At 43.3% G+C, this 20,143-nt stretch carries 16 protein-coding genes; 7 read left to right on the forward strand and 9 right to left on the reverse strand.

The features are described from left to right. The first annotated feature begins 333 nt into the window (after window positions 1-333). Window positions 334-1,638 carry an NAD(P)/FAD-dependent oxidoreductase gene (locus Xsze_RS14375; protein ID WP_038236066.1) on the forward strand — a complete coding sequence of 435 codons (1,305 nt, stop codon included), beginning with the start codon at window positions 334-336 and terminating at the stop codon, window positions 1,636-1,638. A 645-nt stretch (window positions 1,639-2,283) separates the two neighbouring features. Next, window positions 2,284-2,748: a UmoD family flagellar biogenesis regulator gene (gene umoD, locus Xsze_RS14385; protein WP_038236070.1), complete on the forward strand. Its 465-nt coding sequence runs from the start codon at window positions 2,284-2,286 to the stop codon at window positions 2,746-2,748. 130 nt (window positions 2,749-2,878) lie between these two features. On the opposite strand, the gene mfd is transcribed toward umoD, so the two are convergent. Next, a complete protein-coding gene (gene mfd / locus Xsze_RS14390; protein WP_038236072.1) occupies window positions 2,879-6,319 on the reverse strand; it encodes a transcription-repair coupling factor in 3,441 nt (1,146 codons plus the stop codon). Between the two features lie 198 nt (window positions 6,320-6,517). On the opposite strand from mfd, the gene lolC reads away from it, so the two are divergent. The 5 genes from lolC (at window position 6,518) to pepT (ending at window position 11,867) form a co-directional block, all read left to right on the forward strand. Beyond that, entirely contained in the window at window positions 6,518-7,720 is a 1,203-nt protein-coding gene (gene lolC, locus Xsze_RS14395; protein WP_038236074.1) for a lipoprotein-releasing ABC transporter permease subunit LolC, read from the forward strand. Beyond that, entirely contained in the window at window positions 7,713-8,414 is a 702-nt protein-coding gene (gene lolD / locus Xsze_RS14400; protein ID WP_038236076.1) for a lipoprotein-releasing ABC transporter ATP-binding protein LolD, read from the forward strand. The genes lolC and lolD overlap by 8 nt, the downstream gene beginning before the upstream one ends. Further along, complete coding sequence (lolE, locus tag Xsze_RS14405) at window positions 8,414-9,661, forward strand: lipoprotein-releasing ABC transporter permease subunit LolE (RefSeq protein WP_038236078.1); 1,248 nt, start codon at window positions 8,414-8,416, stop codon at window positions 9,659-9,661. The genes lolD and lolE overlap by 1 nt, the downstream gene beginning before the upstream one ends. Window positions 9,662-9,726: 65 nt before the next feature. Next, the gene (gene cobB / locus Xsze_RS14410) at window positions 9,727-10,557 is read left to right on the forward strand and encodes a Sir2 family NAD+-dependent deacetylase (protein WP_038236080.1); all 831 of its coding nucleotides are present in this window, start codon (window positions 9,727-9,729) and stop codon (window positions 10,555-10,557) included. A 65-nt stretch (window positions 10,558-10,622) separates the two neighbouring features. Beyond that, the gene (gene pepT, locus Xsze_RS14415; protein WP_038236082.1) at window positions 10,623-11,867 is read left to right on the forward strand and encodes a peptidase T; all 1,245 of its coding nucleotides are present in this window, start codon (window positions 10,623-10,625) and stop codon (window positions 11,865-11,867) included. 123 nt (window positions 11,868-11,990) lie between these two features. On the opposite strand, the gene Xsze_RS14420 is transcribed toward pepT, so the two are convergent. From Xsze_RS14420 to rluE, 8 genes are all read right to left on the reverse strand, one after another. After that, window positions 11,991-13,112, reverse strand: a complete 1,122-nt coding sequence (locus Xsze_RS14420; protein WP_038236085.1) for a ribosomal protein uL16 3-hydroxylase — start codon at window positions 13,110-13,112, stop codon at window positions 11,991-11,993. Between the two features lie 157 nt (window positions 13,113-13,269). After that, window positions 13,270-14,697 (reverse strand): two-component system sensor histidine kinase PhoQ, encoded by a 1,428-nt coding sequence (phoQ, locus tag Xsze_RS14425; protein ID WP_038236087.1) that lies wholly within the window; start codon window positions 14,695-14,697, stop codon window positions 13,270-13,272. Continuing rightward, the gene (gene phoP, locus Xsze_RS14430; RefSeq protein ID WP_038236089.1) at window positions 14,697-15,374 is read right to left on the reverse strand and encodes a two-component system response regulator PhoP; all 678 of its coding nucleotides are present in this window, start codon (window positions 15,372-15,374) and stop codon (window positions 14,697-14,699) included. The genes phoQ and phoP overlap by 1 nt, the downstream gene beginning before the upstream one ends. 363 nt (window positions 15,375-15,737) lie before the next feature. After that, on the reverse strand, window positions 15,738-17,108 hold the full coding sequence (gene purB / locus Xsze_RS14435) for an adenylosuccinate lyase (RefSeq protein WP_038236091.1): 1,371 nt from the start codon (window positions 17,106-17,108) through the stop codon (window positions 15,738-15,740). A gap of 77 nt (window positions 17,109-17,185) precedes the next feature. Beyond that, window positions 17,186-17,812, reverse strand: coding sequence for a high frequency lysogenization protein HflD (hflD, locus tag Xsze_RS14440; RefSeq protein WP_038236093.1), 627 nt, complete (start codon window positions 17,810-17,812; stop codon window positions 17,186-17,188). A 2-nt stretch (window positions 17,813-17,814) separates the two neighbouring features. Further along, window positions 17,815-18,918: a tRNA 2-thiouridine(34) synthase MnmA gene (mnmA, locus tag Xsze_RS14445; RefSeq protein ID WP_038236095.1), complete on the reverse strand. Its 1,104-nt coding sequence runs from the start codon at window positions 18,916-18,918 to the stop codon at window positions 17,815-17,817. Between the two features lie 132 nt (window positions 18,919-19,050). Next, window positions 19,051-19,500 carry an NUDIX hydrolase gene (locus Xsze_RS14450; RefSeq protein ID WP_038236124.1) on the reverse strand — a complete coding sequence of 150 codons (450 nt, stop codon included), beginning with the start codon at window positions 19,498-19,500 and terminating at the stop codon, window positions 19,051-19,053. After that, entirely contained in the window at window positions 19,493-20,122 is a 630-nt protein-coding gene (gene rluE / locus Xsze_RS14455) for a 23S rRNA pseudouridine(2457) synthase RluE (RefSeq protein WP_038236126.1), read from the reverse strand. Before rluE ends, Xsze_RS14450 begins: the two co-directional genes overlap by 8 nt. Window positions 20,123-20,143: the final 21 nt, after the last annotated feature.

The following is a 20,143-nucleotide window of genomic DNA, read 5'->3' on the forward strand; positions in this document are numbered from 1 at the left end:
TTAAACAAGTCGATTAAGTGCATTTAAGGTGTTTATTCACATAATGTTAACATTGTAAATGCTGATTATTCATAAATCAGATTTAAGTCTAATTAATTGAAAAACATCATACAAATTTTGTGATTGATGTCTAATTAATCAAAAGAGTTTGATTGTGGCTATTTTTGGTATGACCAACTGACCTGCCATGATATTCTGGAGATATTTACAGCATGAAATTTGTTTAATCTGATGTTATTTAAGGACGTTATTTAGCTTTTATTTAAAAAAGTAAGTTTAACACCTTACATAACATTAGTTCATAACATTAGTTGTATTTTCAGTGGGGTAGTCATGACAACGCCAAAGACAAGAATTGTCATCATTGGTGGGGGTGCTGGTGGTTTAGAACTGGCAACACGTTTGGGGCATAAATTGGGGCGTAAGCAAAAAGCCGAAATTACTTTGGTGGATCGCAACAACAGCCATTTATGGAAACCATTATTACATGAAGTAGCAACGGGCTCTCTTGATGATGGCGTTGATGCATTGAGTTACTTAGCTCATGGCAGTAACCATCATTTCAATTTCCAGTTAGGTACGTTGACGAGTATTAATCGTGACGAGAAGAAAATAACTCTGGCTGAGATCCGTGATGAAGATAGTGACTTATTAGTCCCGGAGCGTGAACTGGCTTATGATATTCTTGTCATGGCATTGGGCAGTCAATCGAATGATTTCGGCACCGCCGGTGTCAAAGAAAACTGCATTTTCCTTGATAACCCGCATCAGGCGCACCGTTTCCATAATGAAATGCTGAATTTGTTCCTGAAATATTCTGCAAACCAATGTGCAGAAGAAAAGGTAAATATTGCGATTGTTGGTGGTGGAGCGACAGGGGTCGAGCTTTCAGCTGAGCTGTATAATGCGGTTAAGCAACTGAACAGTTACGGTTTTGAAAGCCTGAGCACAGATGCATTGAATGTGACACTGGTTGAGGCTGGTGAGCGAATTTTGCCTGCATTGCCAACCCGTATTTCTAGTGCTGCCCATCAAGAGTTGACTAAACTGGGTGTTAAAGTCTTAACTAAAACGATGGTTACCAGTGCTGATGAGCATGGCCTGAATACAAAAGATGGAGAGCAGATCAAAGCATCCCTGATGGTTTGGGCTGCGGGTATCAAGGCACCTGATTTTATGAAAGACATTGGTGGGTTGGAAACAAACCGCATTAACCAGTTAGTTGTAAAATCCACTTTGCAAACGACTCTGGATGAGCATATTTTTGCGATAGGTGACTGTGCGTCATGTCCTAAAAAAGAGGGTGGTTTTGTTCCTCCTCGTGCCCAGTCTGCTCATCAAATGGCAAGCCGTTGTTATGACAACATCTTGGCGTTATTGAATAAAAAACCATTGAAAGAATATGTCTATAAAGATCATGGTTCATTGGTTTCATTGTCTAAGTTCAGTACAGTTGGCAGCCTGATGGGGAACTTGATGCGTGGCTCACTGATGGTAGAAGGCCGCATTGCCCGTGTGGTTTATATTTCTTTGTATCGCATGCATCAGGTGGCTTTACATGGATATATTAAAACTGGTCTGATGATGTTGGTTGGTGGAATTAACCGTGTCATTCGCCCAAGGTTGAAATTACATTAATTAGTAATTGGGTGGTTCATTCGTGGTGAGGATAATTCACTTGAATGGGCCACTTTCTCATATTACATATATTGTTATACGTACCATAATTATTCTTCTCTAAATTCATCCTGTTTATTTACTATAATGAATAAGTTTAATTTAATGTGAATAAAGCCAATTAACTTAATTAACTCATTGTTTTATGTGTTTTTTATGTGATTGACTTGTCGCTGTATTCATGTATATATAACGGTAGTAGAGTAAGGTAAATAACATAAGTATGTTTGGCATATACTGTTTTTTACAGATGAAGGAAACAGTTTATCTGCATATTTTATTAATCGTTATAATAGAGCTTATTTTAATTAGGTTATTTTTGTATCAAAGTGTTGAACTGGCTGTTAATATCAATAATATCGAAAAAGGCATATCCATTATTTCTATCAGGTTAATTTTTTGTGCTATCGAAAAATCTATTTTCAATAAGCAGCAGTTTAAAAAATATTTGGTGTGGAACATGTGTAGAATGAATAGATTTATTGCATTGAGATAATGGAATAGGAATTTTCTTAAAATAAAAAGGAGAGTGTGGTTTTTTCTGGGTGACTAAAAATAGCTTCTAATAAAAATATGTGGAAAATTATTAATATATCAAGGTGCTATGTGGAAAAATTAAAATTAAGACAATATGTAATTGGTTTTATAATTGCTATTGCCATTATTGGCCTTATAGCAATATTTTATTTTAAACCTCCACGTCCTAGCATTGCGCAAGTATTATTTTCGACTCCTATAAAATCAGTTGTTGTTGTTAATCAATCTTATTGTCACATCAAGATGCTTCCTCTGCCGGACAAGCTGAAGAACACTGAAGAACACCGTTTAACTCAATATGAATGCCGTACACTGGCTCTTCTCCATCATTTGAAAGCAAAGAAGGAATATCCCGCACTGACCCATTCGGTGCTAGGAGACTGCATACCAATTTCTTTTGAAGCTCTGCGCATTGTGTCTTATGACGTCAACTATATTATCGGTGACAGGCCGGGAAAAATCAGAGTGCCATATAATCCAGGAGAAACGATCCCTCTAAATGAAAAAGGTCAATTAATTCTCGAACAAAATTGATAATTGCAAGATTGTCTTACATTTTCAGGAAAGAGTTATTTTATATAATTATCATCTTGAAAATTAATGAATTCACCCTGCATAAAGCAGGGCGGATTATTCATATTGATGAAATAATATAGTGATGCAGTCAAATCTGATGTTGTTCGAAGGTTTCCAGTAATTCTCGAATAAAAGACAGGCGGAAAGCTCTATCCGTTAATTCAGTAATAAATTTCAATTTGGATGGACCATCCAGCCGATAGATGCTGGGTTGGGTTTGCAATAAACTGATTAGATAGTTAGGGTCCACTTTATTGTCTTTACTGAATTCGATGAATCCTCCTTTATCATGAGCCTCAATACGTTTGATCCCCAATTTTTGAGCAATTAGTCGAATGGCAGCCGATTGTAACAACTGGCGACCCGGATCGGGTAATAAACCAAACCGATCAATCAGTTCAACTTTTAATTCATCTAGCTCAGTATCGTCTTGCGCACTGGCGATACGTTTATAGAAAGAGAGGCGAATGTTCACATCAGGAATATAATCATCGGGCAAAAGCACTGGCATACGCAATTCTATGTCGGTCTGGCTATTGGTTAAATCTTCCAGGGAAGGTTCGCGTCCATGTTTCAATGCATCCACAGCACTTTCCAGTAATTCCATATAAAGGGTAAAACCGATACTGGCCATCTGCCCGCTTTGATCTTCACCCAGTAATTCACCTGCTCCTCTGATCTCCAAATCATGCGTTGCCAAGGCAAATCCTGCACCGAGATCTTCGAGTGATGCAATAGCCTCTAGCCGTTTTTGTGCATCGCTGGTCATCGCCTTTGGATGTGGCGTCAGTAAATAAGCATAAGCCTGATGATGGGAGCGCCCAACCCGACCCCGTAATTGGTGCAGTTGAGCCAGCCCGAAATGATCAGCCCGTTCAATGATAATGGTATTGGCGGTAGGAATATCAATCCCGGTTTCAATAATGGTGGTACATACCAACACATTGAAACGCTGGTGATGGAAATCAGTCATGACACGTTCTAAGTCGCGTTCACGCATTTGCCCATGACCTATTACCACTCTGGCTTCAGGAACTAATTCTTCCAGACGGGATTTTGCCTTTTCAATATTTTCAACATCATTATAGAGATAATAAACCTGCCCGCCCCGCAAGATTTCACGCAAGATTGCTTCACGAACCACAAGAGAGTCATATTCCCGCACAAAAGTTTTTACTGCCAAGCGGCGGGCCGGGGGAGTGGCTATGATAGACAAATCGCGCATCCCACTCATTGCCATATTGAGTGTTCGGGGGATCGGGGTTGCGGTTAGCGTTAAAACATCCACATCTGCCCGGATAGCTTTAAGCCGTTCTTTATGGCGAACACCGAAACGATGTTCTTCATCAACGATCAACAAGCCAAGATCTTTCCAGCACAAATCGCTTTGCAGTAGCTTATGGGTACCAATAATGATGTCCACTTTTCCTTCAGCCGCCATATTGATGACCTGTTGTTGCTCCTTCGCGCTGCGAAAGCGTGACATCACTTCAATGTGTACAGGCCAGTTCGCGAAGCGATCGCGGAAGTTATCATAATGTTGCTGGGCCAAAAGGGTTGTGGGTACCAGCACTGCGACTTGTTTGCTGTTAATGATGGACAAAAATGCAGCACGCATTGCAACTTCTGTTTTTCCGAATCCAACATCACCACAGACTAATCGATCCATGGCGATGGGCTGGCACATATCATCGAATACTGCATTGATCGTGTTTTCCTGATCAGGTGTCGTGTCAAAAGGAAACCCCTGACAGAACAGCTGATACTGCTCTCGATCTTGTTTGAAAGCAAAACCGGGTTTAACAGCCCGCTGTGCGTAAACATCCAATAATTCTGCTGCAACATCACGAACTCTTTCAGCCGCTTTCTGGCGTGCTTTGCTCCATGCATCTCCCCCCAGTTTATGCAGAGGGGCATTTTCTTCAGCACCACCAGCATAACGGCTAATAAGATGAAGGGAAGAAACCGGAACATACAACTTGTCTTCCCCGGCATAAATCAGAATCAGGTACTCAGCCTTAATGCCCCCGGCTTCCAGCGTTGTCAGGCCCTGATAGCGGCCAACTCCGTGTTCGAGATGTACAACCGGTTGACCATGCCGCAGTTCCGCGAGGTTACGGATCAGGGTATCGGTATTGATAGTACGTCGATTATCTTGACGGCGGCGACTCACACGTTTACCGAGCATGTCACTTTCACAGATGAGGGCAAGTTGTTCATCTTCATCTATAAAGCCGTGTTCTGAAGCGCCAATCATCAAAAAATAGCCGGGTTTATCTGCATCTATCAATCGATTAATTTTCATTGGATTGATTTTGATACGTGATAATAGCTCTTGTACGGATTCTCGGCGGCCTTCACTTTCTACTGAGAAGACGATCTTACCGCCGAATTGTTCCGTGAAATGACGTAATTTATCCAGAGGTGCTTTTTGTTGTGTCGCAATGGAGACATCCGGCAATACCTGATACGCCAGGTTGGTATTCCCTGTTTTTTGTGGGAGCGTTTCGGTATGAATTTGAATTCGTGGCCAATTTTTCAATTCCGAAAATAGCTTATTGACTGGCAGCCAAATCTGGTCCGGTGCCAATAATGGACGCATGGGATCAACTTTGCGGTTTTCAAAACGCTGAACAGTATCTTGCCAGAAACGCTCTGCTGAGCCGACTAAATCCTGAATGACCAACAATGTATTTTCAGGCAGGTAATCAAAGATGGCGGGCAAGGGCTGTTCGAAAAATAGGGGTTGCCAATATTCAATGCCTGCTGGCAGCAGTTTTTTGCTGACTTGTTGATAAATATGTTCTGCATCACGACGAACCTCGAATTGCTCACGCCACTGGCTACGAAACAATTCAATGGCAACCTGATCAGTCGGAAATTCATGTGCAGGTAATAAGCTGATGTTTTCAACCTCTACCAGCGTCCGCTGGGTATCGACATCAAAAGTACGCAGACTATCGATTTCATCATCAAAGAAATCGATGCGATAAGGATACTCACTGCCCATTGGGAACAGGTCAAACAAAGCTCCGCGCGTAGCAAATTCGCCATGTTCAAGTACCTGTTCCACACTGCGGTAACCCGCCTGTTCCAGTCCCGCCCTCAATTTATCACGAGAAAGTTGCTGTCCCTTGTGCATGACCAAAGCATGCCCCTTGAGATACTCATGTGGGCAGACACGTTGCATCAAGGTATTGACGGGAAGGATTAACGCTCCTTTCGTCATGGCTGGCAAGTGATAAAGTGTAGACAAACGATTGGAGATGATTTCTTGATGGGGGGAAAAGCTATCGTAAGGTAATGTCTCCCAATCTGGCATCAGGTTTATGGGGGCGTGGGTGAATTGTTGAATTTCATCACGCAATCGTAGGGCATTCTGCATATCTTTTGTGACCAGCAGTACAGGCCCTGAGTGGCGTTCAATAATTTCGGCGCACTGAACCGCGCAAGAGGCACCCGTTAAATGCCCCAACTGGCGGATGTCACCGCGACGTTCCGGAAGTTGATAACGATATTTTGCTGACATGGCGTTTGATGTGTTCTCTAAGATTCAGTCCATTCCCAACACATTTCTGACTCAGTAGCCTTACAATAAATACGCTGGAAGATTGAGAGAAAGTAAAAAAAAAAACCTAGAACCTGGATGTGGGTGGTTCCATAAAGTATTGCTACCCTTTATTATCCTCGAACACTTTGCTTTGGCAACAGGGGCGTAACAGATTTCATGTTTCAATCTGTCTCATTATTTATAGGATTGCGCTATATGCGCGGGCGGGCGGTTGATAAATTCGGCCGTTTTGTTTCATGGCTATCAGCCGTTGGCATTATGTTGGGAGTGGCTGCGCTCATCACAGTATTGTCGGTGATGAACGGTTTTGAACGTTCATTGGAAGGCAACATTTTAGGATTTATGCCGCATGCAGTGATGACATCGGAAAAAGGCTCAATCGATCCGGTTGAACATCCGAGCAGTCAACTTTCGGAATTAAAAGGAGTTAACCGTATTACGTCGCTTGTAGAAGGCAATGTCGTATTGCAAAGCGCCCAGAATGTTGGTGTCGGTATGATGCAAGGCATCACGCCCACGGAATATTCGCCATTATCGAAATATATTATTGGTGCTGATCGTAACCAATTACAACCGGGGCGCTATTTTGCCATTTTAGGCGAAAAATTGGCGATTAAGTTGGGCGTGAAACGTGGTGATCAAATCCGGGTGATTGTGCCAAGTGCCAGCCAGCTGACACCCATGGGCAGAATTCCCAGTCAGCGGTTATTCACTGTGGCCGGTACGTTTTTTGCCAATAGCGAAGCTGATGCGACAGAAATGCTAGTTAACCAGCAGGATGCCGCACGATTGTTACGTTATCCGGTTGGTCATATTACGGGGTGGCGTTTGTACCTCAATGAACCCTTGTTGGTTGACGAACTGAGCCAGCAAGCTTTACCGGAAGGATTGATCTGGAAGGATTGGCGTGAACGCAAAGGGGAATTTTTTCAGGCAGTCCGGATGGAAAAGAACATGATGGGGTTATTATTGAGCCTGATTATTGCCGTGGCCGCCTTCAATATTATTACTTCTCTTTCTTTGTTAGTGATGGAAAAACAGGGTGAGATCGCTATCTTACAGACACAAGGGTTGACGCGTCGTCAGGTAATGGCAATCTTCATGATTCAGGGAGCAGGAGCGGGCATTATTGGTGCTTTACTGGGAACAGGTTTGGGAATATTGCTTTCCAGCCAGTTAAATAGCCTGATGCCATTGATTGGCCTTTTGACTGAAGGCATTGAATTGCCTGTTGAGATTGATACGACGCAAGTGGTCACTATTGCCATTAGTGCCATGCTGATTTCTTTATTATCAACTTTGTACCCTTCTTGGCGCGCAGCTGCCACTCAACCTGCTGAGGCTTTACGTTATGAATAATCAACCCTTATTGCGGTGTCATCACTTGTGCAAAAAATATCAGGAAGGGAAAGTTTCTACAGAAGTGTTGAAAAATGTCACTTTTTCTATGCAACAAGGCGAGATGATGGCCATTGTTGGCAGTTCAGGGTCAGGTAAAAGTACACTTTTACATTTACTTGGCGGATTGGATTCCCCGACTTCAGGTGAAGTGTATTTCAGAAGTGAATCGCTGAGTCAAATGTCTTCTTCTGCTCGGGCTGCACTGCGTAACAGTGAAATTGGATTTATTTATCAGTTTCATCATTTATTGCCGGATTTTAATGCGTTGGAAAATGTAGCCATGCCTTTGCTGATTGGCGGCAAAAAACGTCAGGCACAACAAAAAGCACTAGCGATGTTGGCAGCCGTTGGGCTAGAACATCGGGCACAGCATCGGCCGTCAGAACTTTCAGGGGGAGAGCGCCAACGTGTCGCAATTGCAAGGGCGTTGGTGAATGAACCTTCACTGGTTTTGGCGGATGAACCAACAGGTAACTTAGATCAACGTAATGCAGAGAGTGTATTTCAACTTTTGCGAGAGTTAAATCAACAGCAAGGAACCGCATTTTTGGTTGTGACTCATGATCTGAAATTAGCCAATCAGTTGGCACGCCGGGTAGAAATGAGTGATGGGTATTTGCAGGATGAATTAACCCTGACGGGAGCGGTGTAATGGTAAAGCTGCCTCTGGCGTTATTTACTGCCTTTCGCTTTAGTCAAGGCCGCCGCCGCTCAGGAATGGTTTCCCTGATTTCGGTTATTTCAACATTGGGGATTATGTTGGGAGTTGCGGTACTGATTATTGGCCTGAGTGCCATGAACGGCTTTGAACGGGAGTTGAAAAATCGCATACTTTCCGTTGTGCCCAATGGGCAAATTTACGCAGTGGAGCAACCTTTTCAACATTGGGAGGAAGCACTCACACAAATAAAACAAACGCCCGGCATTGTTGGGGCTTCACCTTACATTGAATTTACGGGCCTGATGGAGCGTGGAGACAAACTCCATGCGGTACAGGTGCGGGGAGTGAATTTAGACACTGAATTAAGTGTCAGTACATTACCTCAATTTGTGCTGGATGGCGCATGGAAAACGTTTAAGGCAGATAAAAACCAAGTGATCTTGGGGCAGGGAGTCGCAAACTCACTTCACGTAAAACAAGGGGATTGGCTGACAGTCATGATCCCCAACAGTGACCCAAGCTTAAAGTTGTTGCAACCTAAGCGTGTCCGCTTGCAAGTTGCGGGTATTTTCCAACTGAGTGGCATGTTGGATCATAGCCTGGCCCTAGTTCCTTTACCTGATGCCCAACATTATTTAGATTATGGTGATGCCGTTACAGGAATTGCTATCAAGGCAGATAACGTTTTTGCCGCAGAGCAACGAGTCATGGATGCCGGCCGCGCTATACACAGGTATGTCTATATCACTACATGGATGAAAGATTATGATTATATGTATAAGGATATTCAGATGGTGCGCAGTATCATGTATTTAGCTATGGTACTGGTGATAGGGGTTGCCTGTTTCAATATCATTTCAACGCTGGTTATGACGGTTAAGGATAAAAGTAGTGATATTGCTATCCTGCGCACTCTGGGAGCGAAAGATGGTCATATCCGGGCAATCTTCTTGTGGTATGGGCTTCTGACAGGAATGATGGGCAGCATTATTGGTATGGTTATCGGGATCTTCACGTCATTAAATCTAACAACTATTATTAAAGGACTGGAAAAGTTGCTGGGATATCAATTTCTGTCCGGGGATATCTACTTCATCGATTTTCTTCCATCAGAATTGCATATCATGGATGTTTTTTATGTGTTGTTAACAGCGGTGATATTGAGTGTATTGGCAAGTTGGTATCCTGCTCACCGGGCCAGCAAACTTGATCCAGCACGGATTTTGAGTGGTCAATAATAGGCAACGGTATCAACAATGCGGTAAAAATTAAGGCAGTAGTCTTCTTATAAGGAGAAGGTTATATGCGGGGGCGTTCTCGGCGCATTACACTTTGCCGGATTAAGCGGTTACGGCATCAGCGAGTACGTAGGCAAAATTTTTACAGGGATATTCGATTGACAGATAAAATAAAAAACCCCCATGTGGTGGTACTGACAGGAGCAGGGATCTCTGCAGAGTCAGGTATTCGGACATTTCGTGCTTCTGATGGTTTGTGGGAAGAGCACCTTGTTGAAGACGTTGCAACACCGGAAGGTTTTCAACGCGACCCTGATATGGTTCAGGCATTTTATAATGCGCGTCGGGAGCAGCTCCAACAATTGGATATTAAGCCTAATGCGGCACATGATGCTCTGGCTGAACTTGAACAACGCCTTGGTGACAACTTTTTGTTGGTCACACAAAACATTGATAATTTGCACGAACGTGCAGGCAGTCAGCGTGTCCTGCACATGCATGGTGAGTTGCTCAAAGTTCGTTGTTGTCAGTCAGGGCAGGTCATTGAATGGAAAACTGAATTAACTACAGAAGATCGTTGTCACTGTTGCCAGTTTCCGTCACAGTTGCGTCCTCATGTCGTGTGGTTTGGCGAGATGCCATTGGGCATGGAGCAAATTTATACAGCCCTCTCCAAGGCGGATATTTTTATTGCTATCGGAACATCGGGCCATGTTTATCCTGCTGCGGGTTTTGTACATGAAGCCAAATTATCCGGGGCCCATACCGTTGAGCTGAATCTGGAGCCGAGTCAGGTCGAAAGTCTGTTTGATGAAAAACATTATGGTCATGCAAGTAAGGTTGTGGCGCAATATGTCCAGTCGTTAATTCAGCAAATCAAGGCAGATAAAAGCTGATTTGACGCAATACAGGCACTATTCATCTTCTCCATAATCAATCCATATGATTTAGGGAGGAGAAGATGGATAGATTATTAGATCGTTTTTTCAAATACATAGCATTTGATACTCAATCAAAGCCATCCACTAAAACCATTCCCAGCAGCAACGGCCAACTGAAGCTGGCTAAGGCATTGCATGAGGAGCTGGTTCAACTTGGTTTTGCTGACGTCATTCTGAACGATCAGGGATGCGTGATGGCAACATTGCCATCAAATATTGCCTGGTCTGTGCCTGCCATCGGTTTTATTTCTCATCTTGATACTTCATCCGATTTTACGGGAAAGCATGTTTGCCCCCAGATCCTGGAAAATTACCGTGGTGGTGATATTGCATTAGGCAATGGCAATGAAGTGTTATCGCCAGTCATGTTTCCGGCATTGCACAGTTTACTGGGAAAAACACTGATCACAACTGATGGCAAAACATTATTGGGGGCTGATGATAAAGCAGGCATTGCAGAAATTATTACGGCAATGGTACGCCTGAAACAAAACAATATACCTCACGGAGATATTCGGATTGCATTCACGCCTGACGAAGAAATTGGTAAAGGTGCTGATTCTTTTAATATAGAAACATTCGGAGCGGAATGGGCATATACCGTTGATGGGGGAGGGGTGGGAGAATTGGAGTTTGAAAATTTCAATGCTGCCTCGGCAACAATCAAGATTGTGGGTAACATGGCACACCCCGGGATGGCCAAGGGCGTGATGGTTAATGCTTCCTCTTTGGCTATGCGCATTCACCATACTCTGCCTCTGGAAGAGATCCCTGAAAAAACAGAAGGCTATGAAGGTTTTTATCATTTGCAGAGCATCAAAGGCACTGTTGAATATGCAGAGATGCATTACCTTATCCGCGATTTTGATCGTGAGCATTTTGAAAACCGCAAAAAAACATTAATTGCCATTGCGGAAAGTGTGGGAAAAGGATTGCCCCCGGATTGCTACATTGAACTGATTATTGATGACAACTATTACAATATGCGCAGTGAAATAGCCCAATCCCCGCACGTTGTTGAATTTGCCAGGCAAGCTATGCTGGATTGCGGTATTAAACCCATCATTAAACCCATTCGCGGTGGTACTGATGGCGCACAATTATCTTATCGCGGCCTTCCGTGCCCGAATATTTTCACCGGTGGATATAATTATCACAGTAAGTATGAATTTATTTCACTGGAAGGGATGGAGCAGGCGGTAAACGTTATTATGAGAATTGCTGAATTGGTGGCAAGCCATGAACACCAAGCAATACCTAATTAAAGTAATAGGTCATTAAAATAATGGCTGATCAGGCAGTGTCTGATAATTATTGCTCTCTTTCCTGTTCTGAAAAAAGAGAAGGTCGCAGTATAAGGGGGGATAATCCCCCCTTTAATTCACGGTTTAGTCGTTAAAGTACCAATAGCCGCTATTGACCAGGGCCGTAAGCAGACTGATAAATCGGACATCGTCAATGGCATCCCCGAAATGTTCAGCACTGACTTTATCATAATGGCAAAGTGCGTCAGCAGCGTGAATATGGGGAGTCTCTATTAACTCACCATTAACGAAACACTGATCACCAATGCGCAGAACCCGCAATCCACTTAAACGGTTTAGTTCTTCACCTTGTTTGAGTAACTCATAAATTTCATCACTTTCATAAGGAGGTTCAGGTGGCGCAAGATCCAGTTCATGACGTGATTGCGAAATGAATTCACCGAACCAATGATGGAAAGTTTCTGGTTGTTCTAGCAATTCACGCATCATGGAACGCAGGGCGTTCAGTTCATTTGCATTAATTTGAGCTGGATTATCACGGAAAGCCAGATCAGGATCACTGTAGCGATGGCTTCCCAGTTCATTTGCCAGAATATAATCAGCAAAACCACTGAATAATTCACGAGCATTGGGCGCTCGGAACCCTACAGAATAATTCAGTGAATCTTCAATTGCATAGCCTTCATGGGGAAAACCAGGCGGAATATAAAGTACATCCCCCGGCATCATCTCTTCATCAATAATTGCCTCGAAAGGATCAACCTGCAATAAGTCAGGATGAGGGCAATGTTGTTTCATTGGTATTTTCCCACCAACCCGCCAGCGTCGACGACCTTGTCCCTGAATAATGAACACGTCATATTGATCAAGATGAGGGCCGACACCACCACCCGATACAGAAAAAGAAACCATCAAATCATCCATGCGCCAATCAGACAACACGCGGAATGGCTTCATGAGCGCAGAAGAGGGGAGATGCCAGTGGTTAACGGCTTGCACAAGTAAAGACCAATCTTTCTCACCTAAATGATCGTAGGTTTCAAATGGCCCATGGGAAACGTCCCAGCGCCCATTTTTCTGACTGACCAAACGGCTATCGATTTCATTTTCCATCGCCAGCCCCGCCAGTTCATCAGGAGAAAGGGGGTCAATAAATTGATGGAAACCCTGTTTAATCAGCAAAGGTCGCTTTTGCCAATGATTTTGCAAAAAAGCCTGCCAATCCAAATTCAGCTGATAATCCATGGTGATATCCTGAAGTGAGAGGTAAATTTCGCGTCATTATAACGAATAGTCAGTAACGATATCAGACTTGGTTGAAATATTTCGCGACAGGGATAGCATTCACACCATGAATATGGCGGCGTTATTGACCATTGGCAGAGGTACGGAGCTTGTAAGATTATTGTTTGCGGAATACCAATTTGATGCGGACTCCACCAAGGGGGCTATCGCCGACACTGATTTCACCGTTATATTGTGCAACAATTTCAGATGCTATCGATAATCCTAAACCCTGTCCGGATTTCAATGTGTCTGCCCTCAACCCGCGCTGAAAAATCATTTCTCGTTTATCTGGTGCAATTCCCGTCCCATCATTGTCGACAATGATGCAGATAGCGTCTCTATCCATTGTGGCGGTGATCTTGACGAGTTTTAGGCAATATTTACATGCGTTATCCAGAATATTGCCTACCACTTCCAAAAAATCATTTTTTTCACCCAGCCATGTGACTTCGGGAGAGACATCCAAGGCAATGTTGATGGATTTATGTTGGTATACCTTGGTTAAGGCCCGAATCAATTCATCCAATAAGATCGGGACCGAAAAAACGCGTCTCAGGAGCAATCTATGGTCGCTGTGCATATTGGCCCGATGCAGATAGTAGCCGATTTGCTGAGAGATTCGGTCAATTTGCTCCAGCATAATGGGTTCAGCTTGTTCAATGGTGATTCTTTGGGGATGGCGGAGGGAACGCAGAGTTGACTGTAACACGGCTAAAGGTGTTTTCAGACTATGAGTTAAGTCTGCTAATGTTGTGTGGTATTTCTCATAGCGTTTACGCTCATTACTTAATAAAGTATTTAAATTTCTGACCAACGCTTTCAATTCTGTTGGTGGCGTTTCATCAAGTTTTTCTCGCTCTCCTTTCTCTAACATTCTGATTTGAATGATTAAAGATTTTATTGGACGGAGGCTCCAATCTGCGGCAAGCCAAATAAGTGGGATGACCAGAAGCAAGTTGGCAATTAACAAATATTCAAACCACCCCCAGACTTTTGCTGTTCCCTGTATATCCAGCGGAAGTGCATCAATGGTAACAAACGTCAGAGCAGGTAGTTTGCCTGCAGCGGGATATTGACTGACAGCAATAGAATAGGTTACCTTTTTTTCATTCTCGTGATTTATATTGTGTTTTCCACCTTGAATTATATGAAAAATAGGCCCATTTTCGATGGTATGGGCATCGAACTCATATAGCCCATTCTTTTTTAGCCAGTCAGGGTTAATTTCGTTTTCCATTTCAGGAACATATCTCTGGCGCCATAAAATATTTCCCTGCTGATCATAAATCAATGTAAATGAACGAATATCCATGTTAAAGCGTTTTGATACTTTGAGTTCGAGTCCATTGCTTCCCCACTGTACTAGTGAGTAAAGAAAATTACTTTGATTGCGGAGTATCGAATAGTTTTTTTCATCAAAACTAACCTGATATCCGACAATGGCAACAATGCCATATGACAGTGTCAAAGCAAGAATGATGGCCGTCGTCGCGATGAGAAACCGCGCCCTCAGAGAAAAATATTTTTCAGGAAGCTTAAACATTAGTTTTCTGTCACATCGAAACGATAACCTTGGCCACGGACTGTGACAATGGCTTCAGTGGGCCACTCCTGCAATATCTTTTTCCTCAAACGTCCCATTAGTACATCAATTGTATGACTTTCGCGCAATTCAGCATCCGGATACAGCTGACGCATTAGCGACTCTTTGCTGACAACCTTGCCGTTATTGCGCATGAGCGTCTCAATAATAATATATTCAAAGGCAGTCAGCTTAATATCAATATTATTAATGGAGAATTCTTTCCGGGACAGATTGACTAAAAAAGGTGAAATCGCAATAAGTTGAGAGGCCAATCCACTATTTCTTCTCATAAGCGCTTGGATTCTGGCACTTATTTCTTCCAGATGGAAAGGCTTAGTGACATAATCATCCGCTCCGGCATTTAAAACCGTGACTTTTTCCTGCCAGCTTTCGCGGGCCGTAAGTACAAGGATCGGCAAATTAACCTTCTCACTACGCCACCGTTGTAGCATGCTAAGCCCATCTTCTCCGGGCAATCCCAGATCAACAATAGCAATGTCAGGGCTATTTTCTTTCAGGTAATAATCAGCTTCTTTGGCATTCTCTGCCGCGTCAACTTGATGCCCGATATCTCGTAGCTGGACAGTCAAATGATGGCGAAGTAATGCATTATCTTCAACGATCAAAATCCGCATAATGATTCCTTATGCTAATTAGTAACGTTTGCCAAATAAATTTTAAGTAGTTGATCGGCCATGACTATCAATCACGTTAGTCATATTCATGATTGAACTAAGTATAGTAACGATTTGGCTTTGTTAGTATGTTAAATAGTGAAATATTTAAAAACAAACAATTAGAATTAAATAACAAATGTATTGAGAGTTTATTTACATTCTATATAGAATTTATATAATCGCATGGGATGATGATCAAAATTTTCTAAAGTAATTTATCATCAGTTCTGTGACGAGGAGTGGTGAGGGATGTATTGCACTGTAACTTAGTGTGGATTCAATATGAGCGGGAGAACTCCCGCCCATAGATGGGATTGAATATTATTTCAGCTTATCAACCAGTGAAGTTGCATAGCCAATATAATTTTCAGGTGTCATCGCTTTCAAACGTTCTTTTTCTGACTCTGGAAGTTCAAGACCATCAATAAACGCTTTCATGCCTTCTGCATCAACACGTTTTCCGCGAGTCAACGCTTTCAGTTTTTCATAGGGTTGTTCAATGCCATAGCGGCGCATAACCGTCTGAATCGGCTCTGCCAATACTTCCCAGTTATGATTTAATTCATCCAGCAAGTGCTGCTCATTGACTTCCAGCTTATTAAGCCCTTTCATGGTGGATTGATAAGCAATCAGGGCGTAACCAAGACCAACACCCAAATTACGTAGCACTGTTGAATCGGTCAGGTCACGCTGCCAGCGAGAAACAGGCAGCTTGCTGGCAAGATGCCCCAGTACCGCGTTTGACAAGCCTAGATTTCCTTCAGAGTTTTCGAAATCAATAGGATTGACTTTATGCGGCATGGTGGAAGAACCGATTTCACCCGCAATGGTTTTCTGTTTGAAATGATTGAGAGCGATATAACCCCAGATATCCCGATCAAAGTCGATCAAGATAGTATTGAAGCGGGCGATACAATCAAACAGTTCTGCGATGTAATCATGGGGCTCTATCTGTGTAGTATAAGGATTCCACTGAATGCCTAATGAGGTGACAAATGACTCACTGAACTGATGCCAGTCAACTTCAGGATAAGCCGATAGGTGTGCATTGTAGTTACCAACAGCCCCATTGATTTTACCCAAAATTTCGACTTGTCCGAGCTGGTGGTATTGGCGTTCCATACGACAAGCCACGTTTGCCAACTCCTTACCGACAGTGGAAGGCGTCGCGGGTTGACCATGTGTACGTGATAATAAAGGGAGATCACGGTGCTCATGAGCCATGCGCTTGACCGTGTCGATCAATTGACGCCACTGAGGCAACAGGATGGATTCACGGGCAGCTTTCAGCATCAGCGCATGTGACAGGTTATTGATATCTTCTGAAGTGCAGGCAAAGTGGATAAACTCTGAAACTTGGTGCAATGCAGGAATATGCGCCACTTTTTCTTTCAGAAAATATTCCACTGCTTTCACATCATGATTGGTTGTGCGCTCAATTTCTTTAATGCGCAATGCATCTTGTTCGCTGAAATTTAAAATAATTTCATCAAGGTAAGCGTTTGCGTCTGCGTCAAAAGCTGGAACTTCTTTGATTTCGGCTGTAGTGGCCAGTTTTTGCAGCCAACGTACTTCGACTTGCACGCGAAATTTCAGTAAGCCGAACTCACTAAAAATAGCGCGCAGTGCGCTGACTTTATCGCCGTAACGGCCATCAATCGGAGAAACAGCGGTCAGTGAGGATAATTCCATTGGTAGCAACTCCCGGATTTTATTTAACGATTTTTATTTAACGATTTCTGTTCAACAATCTCTGTTCAACGATCTGTTTAGCAATGAGCAAGAATGTCTTTTGCTTGTTGGATCAGGCGTTGACGAGAAAACATAATTTGCAGGCGGCTGCCGCCGATTTGCTGCCATAACACAGCGCTGCGAATACCTGCCAGCAACGTAGACCTGACCTTGGATTGAATCAAAGAATTACGTAATACGTCTGGTGAACCTGTCACCTGAATGCGAGGCCCCAGCGGGCTGATAACATCAACGTAAATGCCTGCAAGAGCATTGAGCATCCCTTCTGACATCGGTTCAAAATAGGTTTGCTGGCGTTCTAGCTGGCTAATGCGGTTAGCCAGTTCACCGCGGGCAGAGGGGTTTTTATTCAGCCGGCGTTCGAGTGACATCAAACTCAACATATAACGCGTCAGATCTGCTGAAACTCCACTATGTGAACCATTGAACATGCCCAGCATGGCATCAAGACCAATGCGCAAGTTACCGGCATTTTTTCCAAAAACATCCAGTGTGGATGTTGGGTTCATATTCAAGATACTGTTAATCATTGTTTCAAAAGCTTCAGTATCACATTGGCCTTCACTGGCAAGTGTTTGCACCAGACGACCGGACTGGCAGATACCCGCCAGTGCCAGCGTAATGTCGTAATAATTCTTAGCCACAATTACTCCTGTATACGTTGTTCAATCACACCACCACCGAGACAGATTTCACCTTGATAAAATACAGCTGATTGGCCTGGCGTGACTGCAGCAACAGGATAGTCAAAACGAACTTCAATTTTATTTTCGCCCAAGGGAGTGACAGTGCAGGGAATGTCATGCTGGCGGTATCGTGTTTTGACTACACAGCGGATTTCTGCGTCCAATGGTTTGCGATCTACCCAATGCAGCTGTTGTGCAATCAGCCCAACAGACATCAAACGAGGGTGTCCATGGCCTTGGGCGACAATCAGTGTGTTGTTTTCGACATCTTTATCAACAACATACCAAGGCTCTTCACTGCCGTCTTTTGTGCCACCGATGCCTAATCCTTTGCGTTGGCCCAATGTATGGTACATAAGGCCAGTATGCTGACCGATAGTTTCACCATCCACTGTTACAATTGGACCGGGTTGGGCGGGTAGATAACGTCCGAGAAAATCCCGGAATTTGCGCTCTCCAATAAAGCAGATACCCGTTGAATCTTTTTTCTTTGCCGTAACCAAACCGATTTCTTCAGCAATGCGGCGTACTTCTGGTTTTTCCAACTCCCCGACAGGAAATAAACTCTTGGCAACCTGCTGGTGGCCCAAAGTATACAAGAAATAACTTTGATCTTTATTGCCATCCAGACCACGAAGCAACTGGCTAACGCCATCGACATCCCGACGGCGGACATAATGCCCGGTTGCAATATAGTCTGCTCCCAGGTCTTCTGCTGCAAATTCCAGAAATGCCTTGAACTTAATTTCCTTATTACAAAGAATGTCTGGGTTAGGGGTTCTGCCCGCTTTATATTCATCAAGAAAATGTTCGAATACATTATCCCAATACTCGGCTGCAAAATTGATGGTGTGTAATTCAATGCCCAGTTTGTCACAAACCGCTTGGGCATCAGCAAGATCGGCGGCAGCCGAACAATACTCTTCACCATCGTCTTCTTCCCAGTTTTTCATGAACAGGCCAGCTACCTGATAGCCTTGTTGCAGTAGCAGGTAGGCGGAAACTGATGAATCAACACCGCCGGACATACCGACAATGACTTTTTTCTGGCTGTTATCTGACATGGATATATCTCACTGCGGAAAAAAACAAACGCAATACTTTAGCACGTTGATCAACAAGGTGCATCAAACGTCTTTATGCTCTTTAATGCACACTTTTATTTAATGCCATTATTTGCCGAAGGCGAGACGGCATTATTTAATATGAGAAACATAGTGATCCAGTATTGAAAGGGGGTAAATTTCTCGTTTTAAATAACAACGAACACTTTCAGCAACCAGCGGTGAACGCAGTTGCTGGCTGTTAAGAATTTCTTCAGCACTTAACCAGTGGCAACAATGGATATCATTGTCTTGTGGTGTTGTGCTCAGGATTTTTTCCATTTCAATCAAGAACAGAAAACGGAGAAATGGCGTGCCATCAGGTGCTGTCCATTGATGCAATTTTAAAAATGCCTGAGGCTGGGCCCGTATACCCGTTTCTTCCCATAACTCACGCTCTGCGGCTTCAAGTAAAGTTTCATTCGCTTCAAGGTGGCCTGCGGGTTGATTCCAAAGAAACTTGCCGTTAATTATTTCCTCCACAACCAACAGCTTGTTTTCTGCGTGAACAATACAGGCAACCGTAACATATGGGCTAAACAACATTAATTTCTCTCCATTCGCCGGGAAGTAATGAACCCAATTGTATTGCCCCCATACTGAAACGGATTAGGCGTAATGTGGGAAAACCAACGTGGGCTGTCATTCTGCGTACCTGACGGTTTCTGCCTTCATAAAGGGTAATTCTGAGCCAGCTGACCGGAATATTTTTCCGTTCCCGGATTGGAGGGGTTCGCTCCCAGAGCCATTCAGGCGCTTCGACTAATTCTGCACCGGCAGGTAAAGTCGGGCCATCCTTTAATGTGACACCTTTGCGCAATTTTTCCAGTGCGGCTTCATCCGGTATCCCTTCAACTTGGACATAATAAATTTTAGCGGTTTTTTTATTTGGTTGAGTCAATTTAGCCTGCAATTTGCCATCATTGGTCAACACCAGCAATCCTTCACTGTCGCGATCCAAACGACCTGCTGCATAGACATCAGTGAATGGAATAAAATTCTTTAATGTATTTCTTCCCATTTCGTCTGTGAATTGCGGTAGCACATCATAAGGTTTATTAAAGATCAAGACTCGGCGAGGTCCTGATAATTTTTTTGTATTGTTATTATTTTTTCTTTGGCTGAATCGGTTAAGTTTGCGTTTTTTAAAAGAGATATTTGTCATGATAAGCCATTGTGAAAAATA

Source organism: Xenorhabdus szentirmaii DSM 16338, assembly GCF_002632585.1.
Taxonomy (GTDB): Bacteria; Pseudomonadota; Gammaproteobacteria; order Enterobacterales; family Enterobacteriaceae; genus Xenorhabdus; species Xenorhabdus szentirmaii.